Origin of the sequence: Pseudomonas sp. HLMP, assembly GCF_046365545.1 — a bacterium.
In the GTDB taxonomy this organism is placed as follows: Bacteria; Pseudomonadota; Gammaproteobacteria; order Pseudomonadales; family Pseudomonadaceae; genus Aquipseudomonas; species Aquipseudomonas guariconensis_B.
On the sequence record NZ_JBDLLR010000001.1, the window covers coordinates 4,331,640 to 4,350,305 of the forward strand.

The 18,666-nt window shown below is 65.0% G+C and carries 16 protein-coding genes; 5 read left to right on the top strand and 11 right to left on the bottom strand.

Translation table 11 applies throughout. The features are described from left to right. The first annotated feature begins 1 nt into the window (after position 1). Both ABFA30_RS20005 and ABFA30_RS20010 read left to right on the top strand, forming a co-directional pair. Positions 2–574, top strand: a complete 573-nt coding sequence (locus tag ABFA30_RS20005; protein ID WP_225786914.1) for a peptidoglycan binding protein CsiV — start codon at positions 2–4, stop codon at positions 572–574. A gap of 1 nt (position 575) precedes the next feature. Next, a complete protein-coding gene (locus tag ABFA30_RS20010) occupies positions 576–3,899 on the top strand; it encodes an SNF2-related protein (protein WP_410045832.1) in 3,324 nt (1,107 codons plus the stop codon). A gap of 72 nt (positions 3,900–3,971) precedes the next feature. Here ABFA30_RS20010 and nagZ read toward each other — a convergent pair whose 3' ends face one another. The 3 genes from nagZ to ABFA30_RS20025 all read right to left on the bottom strand — a co-directional run bounded on the left by nagZ (position 3,972) and on the right by ABFA30_RS20025 (position 6,303). After that, on the bottom strand, positions 3,972–4,970 hold the full coding sequence (gene nagZ / locus ABFA30_RS20015) for a beta-N-acetylhexosaminidase (RefSeq protein ID WP_410046059.1): 999 nt from the start codon (positions 4,968–4,970) through the stop codon (positions 3,972–3,974). Between the two features lie 22 nt (positions 4,971–4,992). Next, on the bottom strand, positions 4,993–5,517 hold the full coding sequence (locus tag ABFA30_RS20020; protein ID WP_225786916.1) for a L,D-transpeptidase: 525 nt from the start codon (positions 5,515–5,517) through the stop codon (positions 4,993–4,995). Positions 5,518–5,589: 72 nt separating this feature from the next. Further along, positions 5,590–6,303 (bottom strand): TetR/AcrR family transcriptional regulator, encoded by a 714-nt coding sequence (locus ABFA30_RS20025; RefSeq protein WP_225786917.1) that lies wholly within the window; start codon positions 6,301–6,303, stop codon positions 5,590–5,592. Between the two features lie 266 nt (positions 6,304–6,569). Here ABFA30_RS20025 and lexA point away from each other — a divergent pair, with 266 nt between their 5' ends. Further along, entirely contained in the window at positions 6,570–7,178 is a 609-nt protein-coding gene (lexA, locus tag ABFA30_RS20030) for a transcriptional repressor LexA (protein WP_253080497.1), read from the top strand. Positions 7,179–7,191: 13 nt separating this feature from the next. Next, entirely contained in the window at positions 7,192–7,674 is a 483-nt protein-coding gene (gene sulA, locus ABFA30_RS20035) for an SOS-induced cell division inhibitor SulA (protein WP_225786919.1), read from the top strand. Positions 7,675–7,721: 47 nt separating this feature from the next. Here sulA and ABFA30_RS20040 read toward each other — a convergent pair whose 3' ends face one another. From ABFA30_RS20040 to ABFA30_RS20070, 7 genes are all read right to left on the bottom strand, one after another. Then, positions 7,722–7,955 carry a hypothetical protein gene (locus tag ABFA30_RS20040; RefSeq protein WP_225786920.1) on the bottom strand — a complete coding sequence of 78 codons (234 nt, stop codon included), beginning with the start codon at positions 7,953–7,955 and terminating at the stop codon, positions 7,722–7,724. 51 nt (positions 7,956–8,006) lie between these two features. Then, entirely contained in the window at positions 8,007–8,528 is a 522-nt protein-coding gene (locus ABFA30_RS20045; protein ID WP_225786921.1) for a DUF6586 family protein, read from the bottom strand. A 147-nt stretch (positions 8,529–8,675) separates the two neighbouring features. Then, entirely contained in the window at positions 8,676–11,285 is a 2,610-nt protein-coding gene (gene topA / locus ABFA30_RS20050) for a type I DNA topoisomerase (protein ID WP_253090893.1), read from the bottom strand. A 100-nt stretch (positions 11,286–11,385) separates the two neighbouring features. Next, positions 11,386–11,637: a DUF1653 domain-containing protein gene (locus ABFA30_RS20055; protein ID WP_225786923.1), complete on the bottom strand. Its 252-nt coding sequence runs from the start codon at positions 11,635–11,637 to the stop codon at positions 11,386–11,388. A 77-nt stretch (positions 11,638–11,714) separates the two neighbouring features. Next, positions 11,715–12,890, bottom strand: coding sequence for an acetyl-CoA C-acyltransferase FadA (gene fadA, locus ABFA30_RS20060; RefSeq protein WP_225786924.1), 1,176 nt, complete (start codon positions 12,888–12,890; stop codon positions 11,715–11,717). A gap of 31 nt (positions 12,891–12,921) precedes the next feature. Beyond that, positions 12,922–15,069 (bottom strand): fatty acid oxidation complex subunit alpha FadB, encoded by a 2,148-nt coding sequence (gene fadB / locus ABFA30_RS20065; protein ID WP_410045833.1) that lies wholly within the window; start codon positions 15,067–15,069, stop codon positions 12,922–12,924. Positions 15,070–15,527: 458 nt separating this feature from the next. Beyond that, positions 15,528–15,965: a hypothetical protein gene (locus ABFA30_RS20070; RefSeq protein WP_225786926.1), complete on the bottom strand. Its 438-nt coding sequence runs from the start codon at positions 15,963–15,965 to the stop codon at positions 15,528–15,530. Between the two features lie 109 nt (positions 15,966–16,074). Here ABFA30_RS20070 and ABFA30_RS20075 point away from each other — a divergent pair, with 109 nt between their 5' ends. Beyond that, positions 16,075–16,518: a universal stress protein gene (locus ABFA30_RS20075; protein WP_225786927.1), complete on the top strand. Its 444-nt coding sequence runs from the start codon at positions 16,075–16,077 to the stop codon at positions 16,516–16,518. Positions 16,519–16,578: 60 nt separating this feature from the next. Here the strand turns inward: ABFA30_RS20075 and ABFA30_RS20080 are convergent, their stop codons facing one another. Next, positions 16,579–18,510 carry an ATP-binding cassette domain-containing protein gene (locus tag ABFA30_RS20080; RefSeq protein WP_225786928.1) on the bottom strand — a complete coding sequence of 644 codons (1,932 nt, stop codon included), beginning with the start codon at positions 18,508–18,510 and terminating at the stop codon, positions 16,579–16,581. Positions 18,511–18,666 lie beyond the last annotated feature (156 nt).

The window sequence follows — 18,666 nt, forward strand, 5'->3', positions numbered from 1 at the left end:
CATGCGTGCCATCCGTTGCCTGACATTGCTGCTGACGCTGATCGCGCCGGCTGCCTTCGCCGAAGGCCCCTATCAGGTGGAAATGATCCTGGTCCGGCAGAACGCCGTGCCCGCGGTGAACAGCCCGTTCGCCCCCGAAGACTGGAGCGCCGGCGCCCCACGCCTGAACAAGGACGCCGAACGCCCGACCGCGCTGAACGACGAAGTCACCCGCCTGCAGGCCACGCCCAGCTATACCGTGCTGCTGCACAAGGCCTGGCAGCAGCAGGTCGGCAGCGAGCCGAGCCGCATCGCCCTGGGCGCAGGTCAGGAGCAGTTCGGCCACTTCCCCATCGAGGGCAACCTGAGCATCGCCCAGGGGCGCTTCATCACCGTGGAGGCCAACTTCTGGGTCAACCAGCTCGATGGCAATGGCAGCGTGCTGCAGAGCGAGCAGTTCAGGCAGAGCAACAGCACCATGAAGGCCAACCAACTGACCTTCCTCGACGGCGGTCACCTGGCGCTGCTGCTGAAGATCGCGCCGGTCGGTGAGCGCAAGCTGCCGGTACTGAGCCCGGAGATGATGGAGCAGTAAGGTGAACGAGAGCGCTGTGCAGTTCTTCGTCCGCGAGCTCGATGACTGGCGCGACTGGTTCGACCCGCGCACGCTGCAACGCGGCGAAGCCTATGCCGAGGACGGCCGGGTCCGGCTGGTCGCGGTCGACGAGACGAGGGTCCAGGCCGAATGCACGGGCTCCGCAGGGCGCGTGTACCAGCAATGGCTCAGCGTGCAAATGACCAAAGACGGGATCGAGTTCGAGGGAACCTGCAGTTGCCCGGTAGGCCACAACTGCAAGCACTGCGCCGCAGCCCTGTTCCTGTTGCGCCACGCACCCGCCCCGGTCAGCGCCCAGACCGATACCCACGCCAGTCTTTCGCCCGAGCTGCACTCCTGGGTCGAGGCCATGGCGAACCCGGTCGAGCAGCCCGCCCCCAAGGCGGACCACAAGGGCCGGGCGCTCTACTACCGCGTCGGCATGGACCAGGAGCAGTGCTACCTGACGGTGCTCAAGGGCACGCGGCAGAACGGCGGCGCCCTGGAACTCACCCGCATCACCTCGTTGCCAGAACTGATCTACTACCCGCCCCGCTACGTGACCGAAGCCGATGGCCGCCTGCTTCGGCTCATTGAAGCAGAGCGGGCGAAAGGTGGCCTACCGAACACCCTCTTCATCGGCGGCGCCCTTGGCGCCGAGCTGCTGGGCTATGCCCTGGCCACCGGTCACCTGTTGTTCCGAGGGCGTGACGACCTGCCCCTGCAGCCCGGCCCCGAACGCCACGCGGCGTTCCGCTGGGTCCGCCTGGACAACGGCAGCTACCGGGGCGCCTGGTATGCCGATGAGCAGGCCCTGGCCCAGGTGCTGCCACTGGAGCCACTGCATTACGTGGACACTACCACCGGCCAGGTCGGCAAGCTGACCCACGACCTGGATCCATTCATCGCCAGCCAGCTGTCGCGGGCACCCACGGTCCCGGAACACTTGGTCGTGCCTCTGAGCCACCGGCTCAATGCCCTGAACCGCCAGGTGCCCACGCCGACCACCGTCAGCACCGAGGACATCGACGGCATCGAACCACGGCCCCACCTGACCCTCGGCAGCCTCGAATTCAGCGCCTACATGCCCAAGACCGGGCGCATGCAGCGCCAGATGCAACACCGTGCCGCGCTGTCGTTCGACTACGACGGCCTGCGCGCCAGCGGCAACGGCGACAAGCCATTGACCCGACTGGTGGAAACGACCAGCCAGCGCATCCAGCGCCAGCCCCGCGCCGAACAGGCGCTGCGCAAGGCCTTGCACGACCTGGGCTTCAAACCCGCCACGCGGCAGAGCAAGGCCCTGCCCGACAGCGCCGGCGAGATGTTCCAGTTGCCCGACGACGAGGCCTGGCTGCACTTCGCCCGCGAGCACCTGCCACGCCTGCGCAAGGCCGGCTGGGTGATCGACATCCACCGCGACTTCGCCTTCAACCTGCAGGAGGTGGACGACTGGTACGCCACCGTGGTGGAGGCGCCAGGCCATGAATGGTTCGACCTGGAACTGGGGATCGTCGTCGATGGCCAGCGCCACAGCCTGCTGCCGATCGTCCTCCAGCTGCTGCGCAGCAGCCCCGAATTGCTACGCCCCAGCGAGCTGGCCCGACGCAGTGACGACGAGCACCTGCTGATCGACATGAACCGTGGCCGGCTCGACGCGCCGGCGCTGCGCGTCGCCCTGCCCTATGGCCGCATCAAGGCCGTGATGGGCACGCTGGGCGAGCTGTACCTGCATGACGACAGCATCGGTCCCTCCCTACGCCTGGACCGCGCCGACGCGGCGCGCCTGAACGACCTCGAACACCTGCCCCTGCACTGGGAAGGCGGCAGCCACGTGCGCGACCTGGGCCGGCGCCTGCGCGACGCCCGCGACGTGCAGATCGAGCCCCCGGCAGGCCTGAACGCCACCTTGCGTCCCTACCAGCAGCAAGGCCTGAACTGGATGCAGGCCCTGCGCGAGATGGGCACCGGCGGCATCCTCGGCGACGACATGGGCCTGGGCAAGACCCTGCAGACCCTCGCCCACCTGTTGCTGGAAAAGCAAGCCGGGCGCCTCGAGCACCCAGCCCTGGCGGTGATGCCCACCAGCCTGGTCCCCAACTGGCTCGACGAGGCCCAGCGCTTCGCCCCGGAGCTGCGCGTGCTCGCCCTGCAAGGCCCCGGTCGCAGCAAGCATTTCGCCTCGCTGCACGAATACGACCTGGTCCTGACCACCTACGCCCTGGTCCCCCGCGACCTCCAGCACCTGCATGAGCGGCCCTGGCACCTGCTGGTCCTCGACGAGGCGCAGAACATCAAGAGCAGCACCAGCAAGGCCGCCCTCGCCGTTTGCGAATTGCAGGCCAACCAGCGCCTGTGCCTGACCGGTACGCCGATGGAGAACAACCTCGGCGAGCTGTGGTCGCTCTTCCACTTCCTGATGCCTGGCTGGCTGGGCGACCTCAAGCGCTTCAACCGCGACTATCGCGTGCCCATCGAGCGTCATGGCGACAGCGAGCGCATGGCCCACCTGGCCAGTCGCATTCGCCCGTTCCTCCTGCGCCGCACCAAGGAACAGGTGGCCCAGGAGTTGCCGGCCAAGACCGAGATGATCCACTGGGTCGAGCTCAGCGACGCCCAGCGCGATACCTACGAAACCGTGCGGGTGGCCATGGACAGGAAAGTCCGCGACGAGATCGCCCGCAACGGTGCGGCGCGCAGCCAGATCGTCATCCTCGACGCCCTGCTCAAGCTGCGCCAGGTGTGCTGCGACCTGCGCCTGGTCAAAGGCGCCGAGATCAAGGGCTCGCATGCCGACAAGGGCAAGCTGGGCAACCTGCTGGAGATGCTCGAGGAACTGCTCAGCGAAGGGCGGCGGGTGCTGCTGTTTTCCCAGTTCACGTCGATGCTGGCGCTGATCGAGGCCGAGCTGGAGAAGCGCGGCATCCGCTACAGCCTGCTGACCGGCGACACCCGCGACCGTCGCGCCCCGGTGCGACAGTTCCAGAACGGCGACAGCGAGGTGTTCCTGATCAGCCTCAAGGCCGGCGGCACCGGCTTGAACCTGACCGCAGCGGACACGGTGATCCACTACGACCCGTGGTGGAACCCGGCCAGCGAGAACCAGGCCACCGATCGTGCCTACCGCATCGGCCAAGACAAGCCGGTGTTCGTGTTCAAGCTGATCACCCGCGGGACGGTGGAAGAGAAGATCCAGCAGTTGCAGCAGGAGAAGGCTGCGCTGGCGGCCAGCCTGCTCGATGGCGAGGCGGCCGGTCAGTGGCGGCTGGGCGACGAGGAGATCGAAGCGCTGTTCGCACCGTTGCCGGGCAAACGCGGGCGCTGACGCCCCCGCGTACGGGTTTGGTAAATGCTGGGGCCGCTTCGCGTCCCAAAGCCTTAACTGGCTACTGACGTATCAATCGACCAGTTGCGCCTCTTTCAGCGCCCCCAACGCCTCCAGCCAGCGCGGCTGCTGACGGTAGTCCGTCCGGGCGAACCCACGCCCACGCATCCCGGCGATCCGCGGCGACGGCCTGACCTTCAGGCGCTGGGCCGCACAGAGCGCCAACTCCGCCGCCGCCCGGTCATTGCACACCAAGCCCATGTCGCAGCCGGCGCTCAGGGCCGCCTCGATCCGGCTGGCTGCATCTCCCACCACATGAGCCCCTGCCATGGACAGGTCATCGCTGAAGATCACGCCCTGGAAGCCCAGTTCGCCGCGCAGGATGTCCTGCAGCCAACGGCGCGAGAAACCGGCCGGCTGATTGTCCACCTGCGGATAGATGACATGGGCCGGCATCACCGCCGTCAGCTGGCCACTCAGGCGGGTGAAGGGCACCAAGTCCGCCTGGCGCAACTGCTCCAGGCTGCGCTCATCGGTGGGGATGGCCACGTGGGAGTCGGCCTCGGCCCAGCCGTGGCCGGGGAAGTGCTTGCCGCAGGCCGCCATGCCGGCAGCGTTCATGCCACGGATGAAGGCACCGGCCAGTTGCGTGGCACGCTGCGGGTCGCCTTCGAAGGCGCGGCTGCCGACCACCGCGCTGCGCTGGTGGTCAAGGTCGAGCACCGGGGCGAAGCTCAGGTCCAGGCCGACCGCCAGCACTTCGGTCGCCATCAGCCAACCACATTGCTCGGCCAGGTATTCGGCATTGGCGTTGTCAGCGATCGCGCGCATCGCGGGCAGGCGCACGAAGCCCCGGCGCAAGCGTTGGACCCGGCCGCCTTCCTGGTCGACGGCCAAGATCAGATCGGGACGGATGGCGCGGATGGAGGCGCACAGCTCGCGCACCTGGCGCGGGCTGGCGATGTTGCGGGCAAAGATGATCAGGCCGGCCACCTCGGGCTGGCGCAGGAGATGGCGATCTTCGGCGGTCAGCCATTCACCGGCGATATCCACCATCAGGGAGCCTTGCAGGCTGGCGGTCATAGGGAATCCTTCATTGGAGATCCAGGGAAGCCCACTGGGGGCAGGCGGCCTCGTCGATCCGTACCGGGCAGTGCAGCGGCACGCGTTCGAACAAGTCCAGCAGGTCGCTGTTGCGCAGGCGCACGCAGCCATGGGACAACGGCACGCCCAGAGGTTCGCTGTCGGGCGTGCCATGCAGGTAAATGTAGCGACGGAAGGTGTCGACCCGGCCAAGGCGATTGACGCCCGGCTCGCAGCCGCTGAGCCAGAGGATACGGCTCAGGATCCAGTCGCGCCCGGGGAACTGCGCATGCAGCGCCGGCGACCAGACTTCGCCGGTCCAGCGACGGGCACGCAGAACCGCGCCGAGCGGCAGGCCTGCGCCGATCCGCGCCCGCACCTGGTGAAGCCCCCTGGGCGTGCACCCCGAACCGTTCAACTCACCGGCGCCGTTGCGGGCGGTCGAGACCGGCAGGCGCACGCACAGTTGCCCACGGGCGAAACCGTAGAGGCATTGATCGGCCAGGGAAATGTGCAGGAAATCGAGATCGGGCATGGGCGCTAGCGGCCTGTACGGTTACCACGCAGGCCGCCTAGCTTAGCCGAAGCGCCCTGCCCCGCCCAGTGCTCAGGCCTTGGCAGGGGCGCTGGCGGTGCCGGACTTGCTGCGCGGGCGCAACTGCGCCACGACCATGGCTTCGTCGGTGACGCCGCTGTCGGCGCGCATGCCAGCGGCCAGGAACGGCACCATCAGGCGCATGACCTGCTCGATCGAGGTGTTGATGCCGAAATCGTTCTCGGCGATGGCGCGCAGGGCCTTGATGCCCGACATACTGAACGCCGCGGCACCGAGCATGAAGTGCACGCGCCAGAACAGTTCCAGTGGCGGAATGCGCGGCGCGGCCTCGTTGACCAACAGCATGTAGCGGCGGAACACCTTGCCGTACATGTCCTCCAGGTAGCGACGCAGGTGCCCCTGGCTCTGGCTGAAGGCCAGGCCCAGCAAGCGCATGAAGATCGACAGGTCGTTATTGCTGCGCGGTTGCACGGCCAGGGCCTGCTCCACCAGCATCTCGAGCAGCTCCTCGAGGCTCGGCTTGTGCTCGGGGCGTGCCTGGCGCCGCTCCAGCTCACGCTCGAGGCTGGCGCAGAAAGGGCCGAGGAAACGCGAGAAAACTGCCTGGATCAGGGCTTTCTTGGAGCCGAAATGGTAGTTCACCGCAGCCAGGTTGACCCCGGCCTTGCTGGTGATCAGCCGCAACGAGGTCTCCGCGAACCCCCTTTCCGCGAACAGCTGCTCGGCAGCATCGAGAATGCGTTCAACGGTTTCCGATTGGGCCATGACTACTCCGCCTGACAAACAGTTGTTTGAAACATACGTTTCAGGCCTGTTCCTGTCAAGGCTCCGTGACTAGGCGGTCGCCATTTAAAAGCTACAAGCGTCAAGCTGCAAGCGGCAAGAGGTGCCAGCCCTGTAGATGCGCACCTGCGGGGACTCGGCGAAGGGCCCAGGGCGCCTTATCGCGCTTTTCTTGCATCTGATGGCTTGCAGCTCGCCCTCTACTGTATATAATCCCAGTCACTGTATAAAAAGACAGAGCGCCCGCCATGCTGAAACTGACGCCACGCCAAGCCGAGATCCTGGCCTTCATCAAACGCTGCCTGGAAGACAACGGCTTCCCGCCGACCCGCGCGGAGATCGCTCAGGAGCTGGGCTTCAAGTCCCCCAACGCCGCCGAGGAGCACCTCAAGGCCCTCGCCCGCAAGGGTGCGATCGAGATGACCCCGGGCGCTTCCCGCGGCATCCGTATCCCGGGCCTGGAAGCCAAGGCCGAGGAAAGCGGCCTGCCGATCATCGGCCGGGTCGCCGCCGGTGCGCCGATCCTCGCCGAGCAGCACATCGAGGAATCCTGCAACATCAACCCGGCGTTCTTCCATCCCCGTGCCGACTACCTGTTGCGCGTGCACGGCATGAGCATGAAGGACATCGGCATCTTCGACGGCGACCTGCTGGCGGTGCACACCTGCCGCGAGGCCCGCAACGGCCAGGTCGTCGTCGCCCGCCTCGGCGACGAAGTGACCGTCAAGCGCTTCAAGCGCGAAGGCAGCAAGGTCTGGCTGCTCGCCGAGAATCCCGAATTCGCCCCTATCGAAGTCGACCTGAAAGAACAGGAACTGGTGATCGAGGGCTTGAGCGTCGGCGTCATTCGCCGCTGATCCAGGAGGCGTCATGCAGCAGTTCATCCATGCACCCCAGCAAGCCCAGCTGCCCCTGTTCGAGGCCTTCCTCGCCCAACCGGTACTGCCCGGGCTGAAGGCCCACACCCCGTCGCAACCCCTCAAGGGCAACCAGCCCGAGCGGTTCAGCGAGCTGTCCCTGCGCGGCGCGGCGGGTCACTGCCAGAGCCTACTGGCTCCCATCCTGCGCGAGCTGAGCGAGGAGGACGACACCCGCTGGCTGACGCTCATCGCCCCGCCCGCCAGCCTGACCCAGGCCTGGCTGCGCGATGCCGGCCTCAACCGCGAGCGCATCCTGCTACTGCAACCGCGCGGCAACCAGAATACCCTGCAACTGGCCTGCGAGGCCCTGCGCCTGGGCCGCAGCCACACCGTGGTCAGCTGGCTCGGCAGTGTCAATGCCAGCACACGCCAGCAACTGATCCGCGCAGCCAATACCGGAAACGCGCAAAGCCTGAACATCCGCCTCGGCTGATGTTCAGGCTTTGCCTGTAGCTGCTCTGAATCTGGGAAGCGCGACGCTCAATGCAGCACGCGCGGCCCCTCGTCACGTTCGAGGTCGCCTTCGATCAGGCGACCTGCCATCTGCACGCCCACGCTGAGCATGGCCTTGGCCACTTCCACATGCTGTCCTTGCAGGAATACCTTGGCGTCCTCAGAGAAATCCAGGGTTACCAGGGAGCCTTCATCCTCGGCGCGGCGCAGCTCGATCCGGCCATCAGGCAACTCGACAATTTCTAGGAAGGACGTTGACATATAGGGCCTGCTTTTCACGAAAGGCCAGTATTGTACCAGCCACGGGCGTTGTCAGCACTCACTCAACGCGTCACGGAAACGACGCACCAGGTGCTTGAGGTTCTGCCGCCAGCTTTCCAGTTCGTCCCGCGACAGTGCGGGTTGCTCGGGCTCATCCAGGTTGACAGCCTGAATCAATGGCTGGGTAACGTCTGTTTTCGGGGCTTTTCTCGCGACCGGCGGTCGGAACAAATCGGCATAAGCCCGCAGCAATTGCGCGAGCCAGGTTTCCGGCTGACGGGCCAGCTCCAGCAACTCGGCCACCTCGGGGATGGCGATACGTTCCAGCGCGTCGTCGCTGAGCAGCAGTTCCACACGCGGCGCCGTTGCCTGGGGCAAGCGATAGAAGCCCGCGATCTCGTGGCACAGCCCCAGCAAGGCCCCGTACAGATGGAACAGCGCCGACTCGCGCTCGGCCTGGATCAGCCCCTGGGCGTTCATCGCCTGGCTGTCGGCAGCCTTGGCCATGGACTCCAGGGCGAGCCCGGCGAAGAACAGTTTCTGGTTGGTGCGGGTGTAGAGTTCCTGGGCCATCTTCAGTGCCCTCCCTTAAAGGCTGCAAGGCGATACTGCAGTGTCGGGGATCGGCAGGCCCGGCCGCAAGCACATCCGCTTCGAAGCCGGTCAGTCATGACATGCGGCTGCCTTTAGGGGCGCGAAGCGCCCCCAAATGCCGACCGATCAGCGCTTGTCTTCGACCTTCCACGCACTGCCGTCGTAGAACGCCTTCCAGCCAGTCGGCTTGCCGTCCACCTCGGACTGCACGTACTGCTCCTTGGTCTTACGGCTGTAGCGGATCACCGCCGGGCGGCCGTCCGGGTCCTTCTGCGGTGCATCGCAGAGGAAATGGTACTTCGGATCGATCTCGTGCTTGTGCGGGATGATCTCCAGCACCAGCGGCGCACGGGTCTCGCGGTTCTTCGGGAACTGGCTGGCAGCCAGGAACAGCCCCGAGGCGCCATCGCGCAGCACGTAGGTGTCGTCGACCTTCTCGCACCTGAGTTCAGGCATGTCCACCTTGTCCATCTTCGGTGGCGCCGCCTCGCCGCTCTTGAGCAGCTTGCGGGTGTTCTTGCACGCCGGGTTGGTGCAGCCGAAGAACTTGCCGAAGCGGCCGGTCTTGAGCTGCATCTCGCTACCGCACTTGTCGCATTCCAGGCTCGGCCCTTCATAGCCCTTGATGCGGTAGCTGCCCTCTTCGATCTCGTAGCCCGGGCAGTCCGGGTTGTTGCCGCAGATGTGCAGCTTGTGCTTTTCGTCCAGCAGGTAAGCGTCCATCGCCGTCGCGCAGATCGGGCAACGGTGCTTGCCACGCAATACGCGGGACTCGGATTCGCCCTCGTCGTCCGCCGCGATCTCGTCGCCCGGCACCAGGTTGACCGTGGCCTTGCAACGCTCCTTCGGCGGCAGGCTGTAGCCCGAGCAGCCCAGGAACACACCCGTGGAAGCGGTACGGATCATCATCGGCCGGCCGCATTCCTTGCAGGCGATGTTGGTCAGGGTCGGCTGGTTGGCCCGCATGCCATTCTCGGCGGACTCGGCGGTCAGCAGCTTCTTGCTGAAATCACCGTAGAACTCGTCGAGCACGTTCTTCCAGTCACGCTCGCCCTGGGCCACGTCGTCGAGGTTCTCCTCCATGCCGGCGGTGAAGCCGTAGTCCATCAGGTTGGAGAAGCTCTCCGACAGGCGCTCGGTGACGATGTCGCCCATCTTCTCGGAGTAGAAGCGGCGGTTGTGCAGGGTCACGTAGCCGCGGTCCTGGATGGTGGAAATGATCGCCGCATAGGTCGACGGGCGCCCGATGCCGCGCTTTTCCATTTCCTTGACCAGGCTGGCTTCGGTGTAGCGCGCCGGGGGTTTGGTGAAATGCTGGCTGGGATCGAGCTGGATCAGCTTGAGCGATTCGCCCTGGGCCATTTCCGGCAGGACGTCATCCTCACCCGGCTTGCTCTGTTGCGGCAGCACACGGGTGTAACCGTCGAACTTGAGGATACGGCCCTTGGCACGCAGCTCGAAGTCACCGGCATTCACCGTGACGCTGGTGGAAAGGTACTGCGCCGGCGGCATCTGGCAGGCCAGGAACTGGCGCCAGATCAGCTCGTACAGGCGCTCAGCGTCACGCTCCATGCCGCTGAGCTTGCTCGGGTGAGTGTTGACGTCGGAGGGGCGGATCGCCTCGTGCGCTTCCTGGGCGCCCTCCTTGCTGCCATACACCACCGGCTTTTCCGGCAGGTACTGCTTGCCGAACTCACGCTCGATGTAGCCACGCGCCATGTCCAGGGCATCGGTCGACAGGTTGGTCGAGTCGGTACGCATATAGGTGATGTAGCCTGCCTCGTACAAGCGCTGGGCCATCATCATGGTCTTCTTCACGCCAAAGCCCAGGCGGTTGCTCGCAGCCTGCTGCAGGGTCGAGGTGATGAATGGCGCCGACGGCTTGCTGCTGGTCGGCCGGTCCTCGCGCTTGGCCACGCTGTAGCTGGAAGCCTTGAGCTTCTCCAGGGCCGCCATGGCCTGGGCTTCGTTCAGCGGCTTGAAGGCCTCGCCGTTCTCCCGGGCCACTTCGAAACGCACCTTGGCGTTCTTGGCGGTGCCCAGGTCGGCATGGACTTCCCAGTATTCTTCCGGGACGAACGCGCGGATCTCACGTTCGCGCTCGACCACCAGCTTCACCGCCACCGACTGTACGCGGCCGGCAGACAAGCCACGGGCGATCTTGGCCCACAGCAGCGGCGAAACCATGTAGCCGACCACGCGGTCGAGGAAGCGGCGCGCCTGCTGGGCATTGACCCGGTCGATGTCCAGTTCGCCCGGCTGGGAGAAGGCCTCCTGGATGGCCTTCTTGGTGATTTCGTTGAACACCACGCGCTTGTAGCGGCTGTCATCGCCACCGATGGCTTCACGCAGGTGCCAGGCGATGGCCTCCCCTTCGCGGTCCAAGTCGGTTGCGAGATAGATGGTGTCGGCATCCTTGGCCAGGCGACGCAATTCGTCGATGACCTTTTCCTTGCCCGGCAGGATCTCGTACTTGGCCTTCCAGCCCGCCTCCGGGTCGACGCCCATGCGCGCCACCAGCTGGCGACGGGCCTTTTCCTTCGGCGACAGGGCCGGAGCCTCGCCCGCGGCCTTGCCACGCTTGGCCGCCGGTTCCTTGCTGGCGCTAGCCGAACCGCTGGTGGGAAGGTCTCGGATATGGCCGATACTCGACTTCACCACGTACTGGCTGCCCAGGTACTTGTTGATGGTCTTGGCCTTGGCCGGGGATTCCACAATGACCAGCGATTTGCCCATGGATCGGAGTATTCCTGAATCTGAAGATGAAAAACGCGTCAGGTGCCGGACGCGGCACCGCTATATATAGTGGCAACAGGGTGAGGTCAAGCGCGGGCAGCTACTCGTCGGCTGCCGCAGGACGCCCGAACAGCCCATCCTCGGCCTTGACCAAAGCAAAGCGTGGCACCTGCTCGCCGTCAACCTCGACGGACTCCAGGAACATCGACAGCGGTCGTACCCAGAGCCCGTATTCACCATACAGCGCCTGGTAGAAGACCACCCACTCCTCGCTTTCGGAGTGCCGTGCGACGCCGAAGACACGGTACTCAGGCCCCTTGTAATGCCGGTACACGCCTGGCTGTATCTGCATGTCGCCCACCCTCTTGAACAAATCCTGTAAAAAACAAAAACCGGGGCACTAGGCCCCGGCTGCTGTCAGCGACGCACTCAGACGCGTTCGAAGACAGTCGTGATGCCTTGGCCCAGGCCGACGCACATGGTGGCGACACCCAAGGTCCCGCCATTTTGCTTCATGACGTTGAGCAGGGTGCCGGAAATCCGTGCCCCAGAGCAACCGAACGGATGCCCCAGCGCGATGGCGCCGCCGTGCAGGTTAACCTTCTCATCCATCTTGTCGAGCACTTTCAGATCCTTGAGCACTGGCAGGGCCTGTGCAGCGAAGGCTTCGTTGAGCTCGATGAAGTCGATATCGGCCATGGTCAGGCCGGCACGCTTGAGCGCTTTCTGCGTCGACGGCACCGGGCCGTAGCCCATGATCGCCGGGTCGACACCGGCCACGGCCATGGAACGGATCACCGCCAGCGGCTGGATCCCCAGGTCCATGGCACGCTGGCCAGACATGACGATCATGCACGATGCGCCGTCGGTGATCTGCGACGAGGTACCGGCGGTAACGGTACCACCTTTCGGGTTGAACGCAGGCTTGAGCGAAGCCAGGCCTTCGAGGGTGGTTTCCGGGCGTATGGTCTCGTCGTAGTCGAAGACCTTGAGGAAGCCGTTCTCGTCATAGCCCTGCATCGGGATGATCTCGTCCTTGAACTTGCCTTCGACCGTCGCCTTGTGGGCGAGCTGGTGCGAACGCAGGCCGAACAGATCCTGCTGCTCACGGCTGATGCCATGCATCTTGCCGAGCATTTCCGCAGTCAGGCCCATCATGCCCGAGGCCTTGGCGGCGTGCAGCGACAGGTGCGGGTTGGGGTCGACGCCATGCATCATGCTGACGTGGCCCATGTGCTCGACACCGCCGACCACGAACACATCGCCATTGCCGGTCATGATCGCCTGGGCGGCGGTGTGCAGCGCACTCATCGACGAACCGCACAGGCGGCTGACGGTCTGCGCAGCGGAGGTATGCGGGATCGGGGTCATCAGCGAGGCCATGCGGGCGATGTTCCAGCCCTGCTCCAGGGTCTGGTTGACGCAGCCCCAGATCACGTCCTCGACTTCCTTCGGGTCGACCTTGTCGTTGCGTTCCAGCAGTTTGCTGATCAGGTGCGCGGACATGTCTTCGGCACGGGTGTTGCGGTGCATGCCACCCTTGGAACGGCCCATCGGCGTGCGGCCGAAGTCGACAATCACCACGTCTCTTGGATTCAGGCTCATATCAATATTCTCGCTCTAACTCGTTGGGCGCTCAGTTGAAGAAGCGCTGGCCGTTCTTGGCCATCTCGCGCAGCTTCGCAGTCGGGTGGTACAGCGGCCCCAGATCGGCGTACTGGTCGGCCAGGGCGACGAACTCGGCGACCCCGATCGAATCGATGTAGCGCAGCGCGCCCCCACGGAAGGGAGGGAAGCCGATGCCATAGACCAGGCCCATGTCAGCCTCGGCGGCAGTCTCGACGATGCCGTCTTCCAGGCAGCGAACGGTCTCCAGGCACAGCGGGATCATCATCCAGTTGATGATGTCCTCGTCGCTCACTTCACGCTGTTCGAAGACGATCGGCTTGAGCACGTCGAGCACCGACGGGTCGGCGACTTTCTTCGGTTTGCCGCGCTTGTCGGTCTCGTAGGCGTAGAAGCCCTTGCCGTTCTTCTGGCCCAGGCGGTTGGCCTCGTAGAGGGCGTCGACGGCGGAGCGGCGATCGTCCTTCATGCGGTCCGGGAAGCCCTCGGCCATCACGTCGCGGCCGTGGTGGCCGGTGTCGATACCGACCACGTCCATCAGGTAGGCCGGGCCCATCGGCCAGCCGAACTTCTCCATGACCTTGTCGATGCGCACGAAATCGACGCCGGCGCTGACCAGCTTGGCGAAGCCGCCAAAGTACGGGAACAGCACGCGGTTGACCAAGAAGCCCGGGCAGTCGTTGACCACGATCGGGTTCTTGCCCATCTTCTTGGCATAGGCCACGGTGGTGGCAACGGCCACTTCACTGGACTTCTCGCCACGGATGACTTCCACCAGCGGCATCATGTGCACCGGGTTGAAGAAGTGCATGCCGACGAAGTTCTCCGGGCGCTTGAGGGCCTTGGCCAGCAGGCTGATGGAGATGGTCGAGGTATTGGAGGCGAGGATCGCGTCCTCCTTGACCTGGGCTTCCACCTCAGCCAGCACGGCCTGCTTGACCTTCGGGTTCTCGACCACGGCCTCGACGACGATGTCGACATTGGCGAAGTCGCCGTAGGACAGGGTCGGGCGGATGGCGTTGAGCGCCTCGGCCATCTTCGCCGGGGTCAGGCGGCCCTTCTCGACGCGCTTGCCGAGCAGCTTGGACGCTTCGTTCAGGCCCAGTTGGATGGCTTCCTCGCGGATGTCCTTCATCAGGATCGGCGTGCCCTTGACCGCCGACTGGTAGGCGATGCCGCCCCCCATGATGCCGGCGCCGAGCACGGCGGCCTGCTTGACGTCGTGGGCGATCTGGTCATGGGCCTTGGCCTTGCGCTTGAGCTCCTGATCGTTGAGGAACAGGCCGATCAGGCTTTCGGCGACCGAGGTCTTGGCCAGCTTGGCGAAACCGGCGGCTTCGACTTCCAGGGCCTTGTCACGGCCGAAGTTGGCGGCTTTCTGGATGGTCTTGATGGCCTCGACCGGTGCGGGATAGTTCGGGCCGGCCTGGCCGGCGACGAAGCCCTTGGCAGTCTCGAAGGCCATCATCTGCTCGATGGCGTTGAGCTTGAGCTTTTCCAGCTTCGGCTGGCGCTTGGCCTTGTAGTCCAGCTCGCCGCTGATGGCACGCTTGACCAGATCGAGGGCCGCCGCCGGCAGCAGCTCGGGGGCGACCACGGCATCCACGGCGCCGACCTTCAGGGCGTCTTCGGCACGGTTTTCCTTGCCGGCGGCGATCCATTCGATGGCGTTGTCCGAACCGATCAGGCGCGGCAGGCGCACGGTACCGCCGAAGCCCGGGTAGATCCCCAGCTTGACTTCCGGCAGGCCGATCTTGGCGGTGCTGGACATGACCCGATAGTCGGCGGCCAGGCACATCTCCAGGCCGCCGCCCAGGGCGATACCATTGATCGCGACGACGGTCGGCACTTCGAGGTCCTCGAAGTCGCTGAAGATACGGTTGGCTTCCAGGTTGCCGGCGACCAGCTCGGCCTCGGGCAGCTTGAAGTTGTCGACGAATTCGGTGATGTCGGCGCCGACGATGAACACGTCCTTGCCGCTGCTGACGATCACGCCCTCGATGGCGGCGTCGGCCTTGATGGCGTCCACGGCCTGGCGCAGTTCGTCCAGGGTCAGGCGGTTGAACTTGTTGACGGACTCACCCTTGAGGTCGAACTTCAGTTCGACGATGCCGCTTTCAAGAGCCTTAACCGTGATGGCTTTACCTTCGTAAATCATCAACTGATCTCCACGATATGGAAGCTGAACTGTACACGCCGATCGCTGGTGCAAGGGCCGGCTATCCCGCCCCCTTTCCCAGGCACACCCGTCAGCGCGCTAGTCGGGATTCTGTACGAGCGGTCTGACATACAAACGCTCAATTCATACGCCCGTTTGATTTGGGTACGCACACATTCTCCGAAAAGATCGACGTTGTCAAATGCTCGCAAGCAGCCTGAAAACGCGACTTTCCGGTCATTTTGCACCCCATGGGCAGGAAACATGATGACAGTGATCGCCGGACATTCATGTCAGCGATAGCCCCTGCGCAGCAGAAAATGTCAGCAGGCGGGAAATGAGTGACTACACTGGCGAGGCGATGTTCAACCGGCCTGCCTGGCCTTGAGGGCACGCCAGGGTCGCCCTGGTGGGTCTGCCTGGGACCGCGGGATTGCCCCGCGGTCTTTTTTTTGGCTTCAGGCCAGGTCCTCGAGGACCTGGGCAATATCCTGCAATACAGATTTGTCGCCACGCTCGCTCCAGTACAGGGCCAGCATGCGGTTGTCGGCCTCGACCTTGTAGACGCTCGCCGGCAAACGGGCAAAGGCCTCGGCCAGGCGCGGCTCCTCGCAGGGTTCGCGCCACTGGTTCCACCATACGCCCGGGGTGACCTGCCAATAGCTCCAGCGGTCGTCGTGCCCCTTGCGCCGCGCCCGGTGGTACTGTGGGCACGGGCTGGGCGGCTCTTTCTCCAGCCAGTGCGGCCACTGCTGGGGCGCCAATTGCATGGCCAGCCCCATGCGCCGCCCTTCCAGGCGCAGGTTCATCTGCTCGCTCTGCTTGCGCGATGGACGCAACCAGGCCAGAGGGCTGAGAATCAGCGCAAGGATTGACACCACCAGCCATACCGTCATATCTGTAGATCCCATAAAGCGTTGCAAATGAGCCGGTTAGCCATGTTTCACGGCGACCGGCCCGAAAGCGACCATACTTCTACTATCGCGATTGTCAGGAGTACCGCTCATGTCCTACGAACATCTTCTGGTCGCCGTCGACCTGACCGAAGAATGCGACCCGGTGATCAAACGCGCCATGAAGCTCGCCGAACCCACCGGTGCCAAGGTATCCCTGGTGCATATCGTCGAACCCATGGCCATGGCCTTCGGTGGCGACGTGCCGATGGACCTGTCGCAACTGCAGCAGCAACAGTTCGACCAGGCCAAGGAGCGCATGGACCGCCTGTTCAACAAATACCCGACCATCAACCGTGGCGACTCGCACCTGACCTACGGCCAGCCACGCCAGGAGATCCATCAGCTGGCCAAGGAACAGAACTGCGACCTGATCGTGGTCGGCAGCCATGGCCGCCACGGCCTGGCCCTGCTGCTCGGCTCCACAGCCAACGACGTGCTGCATGGCGCGCCGTGCGACGTACTGGCGGTGCGACTCCAGAAAAAAGAAGGCTGATAGCACACCGCTCAGCCAGACTGGCCCTTCGCGGGTACCCCCGCGAAGGGCCAGTGCGCATCAGCCTTCCAGTTCGGCCCAGCGCTCGACCAGCGCGTCCAGCTCGGCCTGCATCTGCTCCAGCTTCGCCAGCACCGCCGAGGTTTCGCCGATCGGCCGCTGGTAGAAGCCTGGCGCGTTGACCTCTTCCTGCACCGTGGCCATGCGCTGCTCCAGCTCGTCGATCTGCCCTGGCAGGGCCTCCAGTTCGCGCTGCAGTTTGTAGCTGAGCTTCTTCTTCGCCGGCTCCGCCGCAGCGGCAACGGCCGGCGTGGGCGCGGCCTCGGCAACCGGCTTTTCCACCACCGCACTGCCCAGTTCGGCCTTGCCGCCCTTACTCTCGGTCACGCCCAACAGCTTCGGCGAGCCACCCTGGCGGATCCAGTCTTCGTAGCCACCGACATACTCGCGCACCTTGCCCTGGCCTTCGAACACCAGGGTGCTGGTGACCACGTTGTCGAGGAAGGCACGGTCGTGGCTGACCATCAGCACGGTGCCCTTGAAGCCGGACAGCACTTCCTCGAGCAGCTCGAGGGTCTCCACGTCCAGATCGTTGGTCGGCTCGTCCAGTACCAGCAGGTTGGCCGGCTTGCTGAACAGCTTGGCCAGCAGCAGCCGCGCCCGCTCGCCGCCCGACAGCGCCTTGACCGGTGTGCGGGCACGCTGGGGGCTGAACAGGAAGTCGCCCAGGTAGCTCAGCACATGTCGGCTCTGGCCGTCGATCTCGATGAAATCGCGCCCTTCGGCCAGGTTGTCGATCACCGTCTTCTCCAGGTCCAGCTGATGGCGCATCTGGTCGAAATAGGCGACCTCCAGCTTGGTGCCGCGCTCGATCGTCCCCGAGGTCGGCTCCAGGTCACCGAGCATCAGCTTGAGCAGGGTGGTCTTGCCGGTACCGTTGGCGCCGAGCAGGCCGATGCGGTCCTCGCGCTGCAGGACCATGGAGAAGTCCTTGACCAGCAGGGGGCCTTCGGGGTGGGCGAAGCTGACCTTCTCCAGCACCATCACCTGCTTGCCGGACTTGTCCGCCACTTCGAGCTGGATGTTCGCCTTGCCCTGGCGCTCGCGGCGTTGGCTGCGCTCGACGCGCAGGGCCTTGAGAGCACGCACGCGGCCTTCGTTGCGGGTGCGGCGCGCCTTGATCCCCTGGCGGATCCACACCTCCTCCTGGGCCAGGCGCTTGTCGAACAGCGCATTGGCGGTTTCCTCGGCGGCCAGCATGGCCTCCTTGTGCACCAGGAAGCTGGCGTAGTCACCGTTCCAGTCGATCAGCCCGCCGCGGTCCAGTTCGAGGATGCGGGTGGCCAGGTTCTGCAGGAAGGAACGGTCGTGGGTGATGAACAGCACGGCGCCGTTGAAGCCGCTCAAGGCCTCCTCGAGCCAGGCGATGGCACCGATGTCCAGGTGGTTGGTCGGTTCGTCGAGCAACAGCAGGTCGGGCTCGGACACCAACGCCTGGGCCAGCAGCACGCGGCGGCGCCAGCCACCGGACAGCTCGGCCAGGGTCTTGTCGGCCGGCAGCTGAAGGCGGCTCAGGGTGCTCTCCACCACCTGCTGCAGGCGCCAGCCATCGCGGGCCTCCAGCTCGTGCTGGACGCGCATCAGCTTGTCCAGGTCGGCGTCGCCCTGGATGTTCTGGCTCAGGTGGTGATACTCGGCCAGCAGTGCGCCGACACCGTCCAGGCCCTCGGCGACCACGTCGAACACGCTGCGTTCGTCGGCCACCGGCAGCTCTTGCGGCAGCTCGCCGATCTTCAGCCCCGGCGCGCGCCAGATCTCGCCGTCATCGGCCTTTTGCTCGCCCTTGACCAGGCGCAGCATGCTCGACTTGCCGGTACCGTTGCGACCGATAATGCACACCCGCTCGCCACGGGCGATTTGCCAGGACACCTTGTCCAGCAGCGGCATGGCGCCGAACGCGAGGGACACATCGCTGAATTTGAGCAGGGTCATGATCGTCTCCAAAAACCGGGCGCGCATTCTACCCGACTTACCCTCTCCCGGCATCAGGCAGGCCATCTTCCGGGGGCTTTGCGACATCCGGTCGAAGATAATGATTGGATACAAGCGCAGTGCTTTCACCCGTGGCTGGCAAACGGCTAAGCTAAG